Origin of the sequence: Nonomuraea sp. NPDC049607 (genome assembly GCF_040675375.1) — a bacterium.
Classification (GTDB): Bacteria; Actinomycetota; Actinomycetes; order Streptosporangiales; family Streptosporangiaceae; genus Nonomuraea.
Genome location: NZ_JBFAOV010000045.1, coordinates 58,844 through 65,602, shown reverse-complemented (window position 1 = coordinate 65,602; position 6,759 = coordinate 58,844). Strand labels below are relative to the sequence as shown.

Annotated in this window: 6 protein-coding genes; 3 read left to right on the top strand and 3 right to left on the bottom strand. The window is 70.0% G+C overall.

Annotated features, from left to right (window positions below):
- Together AB0J97_RS45805 and AB0J97_RS45800 are read right to left on the bottom strand one after the other, a co-directional pair.
- The coding region (locus AB0J97_RS45805; protein ID WP_364101988.1) for a roadblock/LC7 domain-containing protein at nucleotides 1-191 on the bottom strand (191 nt) is incomplete at its 3' end.
- The gene (locus AB0J97_RS45800; protein WP_364101985.1) at nucleotides 188-3,010 is read right to left on the bottom strand and encodes a nitrate- and nitrite sensing domain-containing protein; all 2,823 of its coding nucleotides are present in this window, start codon (nucleotides 3,008-3,010) and stop codon (nucleotides 188-190) included. The genes AB0J97_RS45805 and AB0J97_RS45800, both read right to left, overlap by 4 nt.
- Before the next feature lie 630 nt (nucleotides 3,011-3,640).
- On the opposite strand from AB0J97_RS45800, the gene AB0J97_RS45795 reads away from it, so the two are divergent.
- Genes AB0J97_RS45795 through AB0J97_RS45785 form a run of 3 tightly spaced genes read left to right on the top strand, consistent with a single transcriptional unit; the run spans nucleotide 3,641 to nucleotide 6,323 of the window.
- Complete coding sequence (locus tag AB0J97_RS45795; RefSeq protein WP_364101982.1) at nucleotides 3,641-4,651, top strand: ABC transporter substrate-binding protein; 1,011 nt, start codon at nucleotides 3,641-3,643, stop codon at nucleotides 4,649-4,651.
- Nucleotides 4,648-5,469 (top strand): ABC transporter permease, encoded by an 822-nt coding sequence (locus AB0J97_RS45790; protein ID WP_364101979.1) that lies wholly within the window; start codon nucleotides 4,648-4,650, stop codon nucleotides 5,467-5,469. Before AB0J97_RS45795 ends, AB0J97_RS45790 begins: the two co-directional genes overlap by 4 nt.
- Complete coding sequence (locus AB0J97_RS45785) at nucleotides 5,466-6,323, top strand: ABC transporter permease (RefSeq protein WP_364101976.1); 858 nt, start codon at nucleotides 5,466-5,468, stop codon at nucleotides 6,321-6,323. The genes AB0J97_RS45790 and AB0J97_RS45785 overlap by 4 nt, the downstream gene beginning before the upstream one ends.
- On the opposite strand, the gene AB0J97_RS45780 is transcribed toward AB0J97_RS45785, so the two are convergent.
- Nucleotides 6,310-6,744, bottom strand: coding sequence for a pyridoxamine 5'-phosphate oxidase family protein (locus AB0J97_RS45780; protein ID WP_364101973.1), 435 nt, complete (start codon nucleotides 6,742-6,744; stop codon nucleotides 6,310-6,312). The genes AB0J97_RS45785 and AB0J97_RS45780 overlap by 14 nt on opposite strands.
- Nucleotides 6,745-6,759: the final 15 nt, after the last annotated feature.

Genomic DNA, 6,759 nt, shown 5'->3' with positions numbered 1-6,759 from the left:
TGCGTCAAGCTCACCAGCCCCGACGCGATCGCAGCCAGCTGATCCGCCCGGTCAGCCGGAAAACCCGACGAGGCCGCAAGCGGCAACCCGTCGGACGAGACGACCACCGCATGTGCCACACCGGGGACCGTGCTGACGAAGTCGGTGATCAACCAGTCGACTCCGCGCGCCGCGTGGCTCAGGTCGTTCATGCGCCCTCCTCTCTTTCACCGTTGTGGGGTTCACCGTTGTAGGAGCCGCGGGGGCCGGGCTGGAACGCCTTGCCCCCGGTGATGTCGTCGCGGGCCGCCCGGAAGCCCTGCTGGAAGCTGGACAACCTGTTCCGCACCCGGTCCGGCGAGACCGAGGGCATCGGCAGCACGCCCTTGGGCGAGGCGGAGGTGTCGGCCGAGCCCGGCACGAGGTTGGCCTTGGGCACCCGTTTGGGCAGGCCCGCCGCGGTCGTGCCGTCGCGGGCCGGTTCGGCCACGGCCTCGGCCGCGGTCCAGCCGGCGTCGGCCTTCGTCGAGCCCCAGCCGCCCTCGTCGCGCCCGAACCAGGCCGACTCGACGGCGGCGAAGATCGGCAGGTAGTCGTCCCCCGCGGAGGCGGGCGGCACGGGCGGGATCGGGCCGGTGGCCGCCGACTCGGTCTCGGGGAAGTCGGGCCGGGGCCGCTGGAGGCCATCCGGCTTCCAGGGTGGCGGCGGCTCGGCCGCGGGACGTTTGGACAACCCGCGGTCGCCGTTGTGGCGCGGCGGCGACCAGATGTCGTGGCTGTCGAAACCGCCGCCGTGCGCGTCGGAGGGCCAGCCGTCGGACGGCCACTGCGGCCAGTTGCCCCCCGCCTCCGGGTTCGACGGGTACGACGGGTGTGCCGGCCCCATCTGATAGGTGGGCCGCGGCCAGTCCTGTCCGGCGGGCGGCGGCGCCTGCGGCCAGTCGGACACCGGCGTGAGCGGCGTCTGCGGCCAGTCGGCCCCCGGCGCGGGCGGCGCGGGCGGCCAGTCGGCCCCGGCGGAGGAGGCGATCGCGGGCCAGTCGGGCTCGGGCGGGGCCGAGACCGGCGGCCAGTCGGTGGCCGGCGGCGCTGCGTGCGGCCCCACGTACGGCTCGCTCCCGGACGTGCTCTCGGCGAGCGCCGGGGGCTGCATGCCGGCGAAGCCCGGCGCCTGCGTACCCAGCATGTTCTCCGGGACGAGCACCATGGCTGTCAGCCCGCCGGAGTTGTGCGGGCGGAGCTGCACCCTGATGCCGTGCCGGTGGGCCAGCCTGGCGACCACGAACAGGCCCATCCGCCGCGAGACCGACACGTCGACGCTGGGCGAGTCGGTGAGCCGGTCGTTGGCCTGGGCCAGTTCCTCGGGGGTCATGCCGATGCCGGAGTCGGTGATCGACAACATCACGCCGCCGCCGTCGATCCTGCTGCCCGACACCGCCACCCGCGTCTCGCGCGGCGAGAACGACAGCGCGTTCTCCACCAGCTCGGCCAGCAGGTGGATGACGTCGTTGACGGCCTGTCCGGCCACCGACACGCCATCGGGCACCTGGAGCACGACGCGTTCGTAGCTCTCGACCTCCGACAGGGAGGCGCGGGCCACGTCGACCATCTTGACCGGCTGGCTCCAGCGACGCGGCGGGTCCTGACCGGCCAGGACCAGCAGGTTCTCGCTGTTGCGCCGCATACGGGTGGCCAGGTGGTCCAGCTTGAACAGGTTGCCGAGCCGCTGCTCGTCCTGCTCGCCCTGCTCCAGGCCGTCGATGAGGGTGATCTGCCGCTCCACCAGCGTCTGGCTGCGGCGCGACAGGTTCACGAACATCGCGTTGACGTTCGAGCGCAGTCGCGCCTCCTCGCCGGCCAGCCGCACCGCCTCGCGGTGGACCTCGTCGAAGGCGCGCGCCACCTCGCCGATCTCGTCATGGGTGTCCACCCCGATCGGCGGGACGGGCCCGACCTTGCCGTCACCCGCCTCGCGCAGCTGCCGCACGGTCTCCGGCAGGCGTTTCCCGGCGATGTCCAGGGCCTCGCCGCGCAGCCTGCGCAGCGGCCTGATGAGCGAGCGGGCGATGAAGGTGATGATGATCAGCACCACGATCAGCAGGATCATGATGAGCACGCCGGAGATCAGCGCGGAGCGGTTGGCCCCCTCCTCCAGGGCGCGGGCCCGCAGGATGACCGAGGAGGCCAGCGACTTCTCCACGCTGCGCAGGGCGTCGATCTTGCCCGTGCTGACGTCGAACCAGGTGCCGACGTCCTTGTCCGGACGTACGCCGATGCTCAGGGGCTTGGCCTCGACGGACTGGGCCATGGCCCGCAGCCGGAACAGGTCGGTCTGGTCGACGTCCCTGCCCACGACGGTGTCGCGGTAGAGCTCAAGCTGGTCGAGGCTGGCGAGGGTGGCGAACAGGGTCTCCTCGCTCTCCTCGCGCGCCTTGGCGTCGGAGAGGGCGTCGAGCTCGCCGCTGTCGAAGCTCTTCTTGTCCAGGGCGCTGGCCAGGATGCCCCGCTGTTTGGACGCCTGTTCCTTCGCGCGCGCGATGGCGGCCATGGAGCTGGCGCTGTGGGAGATGTCGTCGTCCACGGCGACCTGGCCCACCTGGTCGTGGAACTGCAGGAGGGTGGAGATGATCTGGGAGTACTTCTGGATCATCGGCAAGGGCTGGATCTTGCCCTTGACGGCGGTGTCGCGCAGGGTCTGGATCTCCTCCAGGCGGCGCAGCACCGGGCGTACGGAATCGGCGTGGGTGTCGGTGAGGGCGCCGGCCCGCACCTTGGCCTCGTCGATGAGGTTGTCGACCCCGCTGTAGGTGGTGCGGAGCTGGGCCGCGCGACTCTCCGGACGGCCTTGCGCGATGTAGAGGGCGGTCTCGTCCCGCTCGAAGGCCAGTTCGTGCGTGACGGCGCCGAGCTGCTCGCTGAGCTCGGCGACCTCTCTGAGTGTCTGGTACGTGTCGGCGTCCCTGAGGGAGGTGATCACGTTCAGCCCGCCCAGGCCCACCGCGACGGCCGTGGGCACGACGATCAACGCCACAAGACGCGATCTGACGTGCCAATTACCCAATCCGAACCTGTTAGAAGCTGGTTTGGGCAGCCGTCGCTTCTGGCGCCCGTGCGGCTCGCGGTCAGCGGAAGCTTCAGCGCTCTGCGTTCTCACTTGCCTCGCAACCTCTCGCCCCGGAGGGGAATTCTCGAAGACCATGCAGGTAAATGCACGTGGGGCAATATGTACAATCGAGATGAGGGCCATTTGAGCACAGGTACCGGTCAGGACCAACCACCTATAGTGCCCATCTGAGGCTTATATCCCGGATTGTCCAAATATTGTGACAAAATTGGTAGACCGCCGTTTACCTGCAAAAACGGGCAGCCGAAACGTGTTCCGCAAGCCCCCTTCCGCCCGCGGAACGATCCATATCAGTCAGTCTCAGTAGTAACAGACGCCCCGGGCGCCACCCTCTTTCACAAAACGGACAAAGTCATCTCACGCCTCTTTTAACGATAGAGCGGCAAACGGACATTGCAACCACAGGAGTCATTTTCTTGATAATGACTGCCAATGTGGTGCTACGGTCGATTCCTGCTTGTTCGTCAGGCACTCAGCCCCGGGGGCAGTTCAGCCACCCGGTCCCCCCGGCTCGATGTCTTGAAGGGAGTCCCTGACATGAGGCTTGGCCGCTCCGCCAAGGCCGCCATCATCGGGTTCGCCGTGACTTTAGGCGCCGTAGCGTGCAGCACCGGCGGCTCAACCACCGCCAGCGCCCCGCCCTCCGCCTCCGCGAACGGCGGCGGCGGCGCCTTGGAGAAGACGAAGCTCAAGATCGCCACTCTGCCCGCCATCGACAGTGCCGCCATCTATGTCGCCATCGACCAGAAGCTCTTCGAGCAAGAGGGGCTCGACGTCACCCCGCAGGTCGTCCAGGCCGCCCCTGAGGCGATCCCCATGCTGGTCAACGGCGAGATCGACGCCATGTTCGGCAACTACGTGTCGATGTTCCAAGCGCACGACAAGGGGGCGATCAAGATCCATGTGCTCGCCGAGGGCTCGCGGGCCGCCCCCGACTCGCTCAGCATCATGGCGCTGCCCAACTCCCCCATCAAGACGCCGAAGGACCTCGCGGGCAAGACGATCAACGTCAACGTCCTGCACAACTTCCAGGAGCTCGCGCTCACCCAGGTGCTCAAGGCCAACAACATCGACCCGGCCACGATCAAGTACGTCCCCGTGACCTTCCAGAACATCATGGCCTCGTGGAAGAACGGCCAGATCGACGCCGCCTACCTGGGCGAGCCGCTGGTCACCGCGGCGACGTCGCAGATGGGCGCCCGCAAGATCCTCGACCCCGCCTCCGGGCCGGCGGCGGAGTTCCCGATCTCGGGATACATCAGCACCCAGGACTGGTACGACAAGAACCCGAAGACGGCGGCGGCCTTCCAGCGGGCCATCCACAACGCGGCCAAGCTGATGGAGAACAACCGTGAGGTGGTGGCCAAGGTGCTACCGAACTTCACGCAGATCGACGCGCCCACGGCGGCGACGGTCACCTTCCCCTACTTCTCCAGCTCCGACAACCCGGTACGGCTGCAACGCGTGGCCGACTGGATGTGGGAGGCCAAGTGGCTGGGCAAGGAGATCGACGTCAAGGCGTTGATGTCGCCGACGACGTCGGGGTGAGCACCACCACGACGGGCGTCGTCATCCGCCGTCCGGCCGGCGCCGCCACGCGGTGGTCGCGCCGGGCGGCGGGGGCGGCGGGCTTCGCCGTCCTCGTCGAGCTGCTGAGCCGGTCGGGGCTGGTGGACGCCGAGGTGCTGCCGCCGGCCACGCGGATCGTCGGGCGCGGCGCCGCGCTGCTCGCCGATCCCGCCTTCCGCGACCACGCCCTGACCAGCCTGCTCGCCTGGGCCATCGGGCTGGGCCTCGCGGTGCTGGTCGCGGTGCCGCTCGGCCTGCTGCTCGGCAGCGTGCCGATGATCGACGCCGCCACGCGCTCGGTGGTGGAGTTCCTGCGGCCGATCCCGTCGGTGGCGCTGATCCCGCTGGTCGCGCTCGTCATCGGCACCGGCCTGCAGCTCCGCGTCACACTCGTGCTCTACGCCGCCATGTGGCCCATCCTCTACAACACCATGTACGGCCTGCGCGGCGTCGACCCCGTCGCCAAGGAGACCATGCGCTCCTATGGCTTCGGCCCGCTGTCGGTGCTGCTGCGGGTCAGCCTGCCGTCGGCGGCGCCGTTCATCACGACGGGCGTGCGGCTGGCGGCGTCGGTGGCGCTCATCCTGACCGTCAGCACCGAGATCGTGGCCGGGCGCGGGGAGGGCATCGGCGTGTTCATCTTCTTCGCCGGGATCGCGGTGCCGGCCAGGATGACCGACATCCTGGCCGGGGTCTTCTGGGTGGGGCTGTTCGGCGTGCTGGTCAACGCCCTGCTGGTGGCCGCCGAGCGGCGCGCCTTCCGCTGGCACCACGCGCGGCTGACGGAGGGCGCGTGACCAGGGCCCGCCGCGGGCCGGGGGCGCGCAATGGTACACGCGGGCCGGGGGCGCGCAACGGCACGCGCGGCACGGTGTTCCGGGTGGTCGTGCTGGTCGTGCTCGTCCTGGGCTGGGAGGCGGGCACGCGGCTGGCGGGCAGCGCGTTCTTCCCGCCGCCGACGACGATCGTGGGCCGGATGCACCAGATGTGGTTCTCCGGGCCGCCCGGCAGCCTGTTCCTGACCGGCGAGGCCGTGGACAACGTCCTGCCGAGCCTGGGCAGGATGGCCGCCGGGTTCGCGGGCGGGGGCGTGGCCGGGGTGCTGCTCGGGCTGGCGTTCGGGTTGTCGGCGCGGGTCTACGACTACCTCGACGGCGTGCTGCAGTTCCTGCGCGCGATCCCGCCGCCCGCGCTGGTCACCGTGTTCCTGGTGGTGTTCGGGTTCGGGCTGCGCATGCAGCTCGCGTTCATCGTGTTCAGCGTCGTGTGGCCGGTGCTGCTCAACACGGCCGACGGCGCGCGGGCGGTCGATCCGCTGCACCTGGACACCGGGCGGGTGTTCCGGCTGTCGCGGACGGAGCGCCTGCTGCGGGTCGTGCTGCCGTCGGCGCTGCCGAAGATGTTCGCCGGGCTGCGGCTGGCGCTGTCCCTGTCGCTGATCGTGATGGTCTTCGCCGAGCTGCTGCCGGGAGCGTCCAACGGCATCGGGTTCCAGCTCACCACCGCGTACTCGACGTTCGACCTGCCCGCGATGTGGGCCGGGATCGTGCTGCTCGGCGTGCTGGGTTACCTGCTCAACGAGCTGTTCCTGGTGGCCGAGCGGCGGGTGCTGGCCTGGCACCTCGGCGCGCAGCGGCTCATGGGGCAGTGAACGTGCCGGCGTCGACCGGGCGGCTGCGCGGCGGTTCGTAGGCGCCCGAGTCGATGCCCCACGACGCGACGGAGAGCGGCATGATCTCCACCCATACGGGCTCGTACCCGGGCTTCAGCCGTTCGCCGCCTGTGGAGTGCACCCGCCCGACCCCCTGGACCAGGACTCCGCGCGGCCCCTCCTCGGTGAAGTCGTCCACGACGAGCGACACCTCGGGGTTGCTCCTGACGTCGGCGCGGTACCGCCGGGGACGCACGCCCTCGGGCAGCATGCGGGAGCCGACCGCGATCATGCCACGGTCCGGCTGGAGATGGATCCGCACGGGCACGACGTGCGGCGTTCCCCCGGCCCCCGCCGTGGCCAGCCGCGCCAGGTCGTGCGCGAGCAGGTAGGCGAACTCCCCGTCACTGAATCCGCGCATCACACACCTCACACC

Coding starts and splice junctions, on each gene's coding strand:
- AB0J97_RS45795 (WP_364101982.1), top strand. CDS start 3,641: ATGAGGCTTGGCCGCTCCGCCAAGGCCGCCATCATCGGGTTCGCCGTG.
- AB0J97_RS45780 (WP_364101973.1), bottom strand. CDS start 6,744: ATGCGCGGATTCAGTGACGGGGAGTTCGCCTACCTGCTCGCGCACGAC.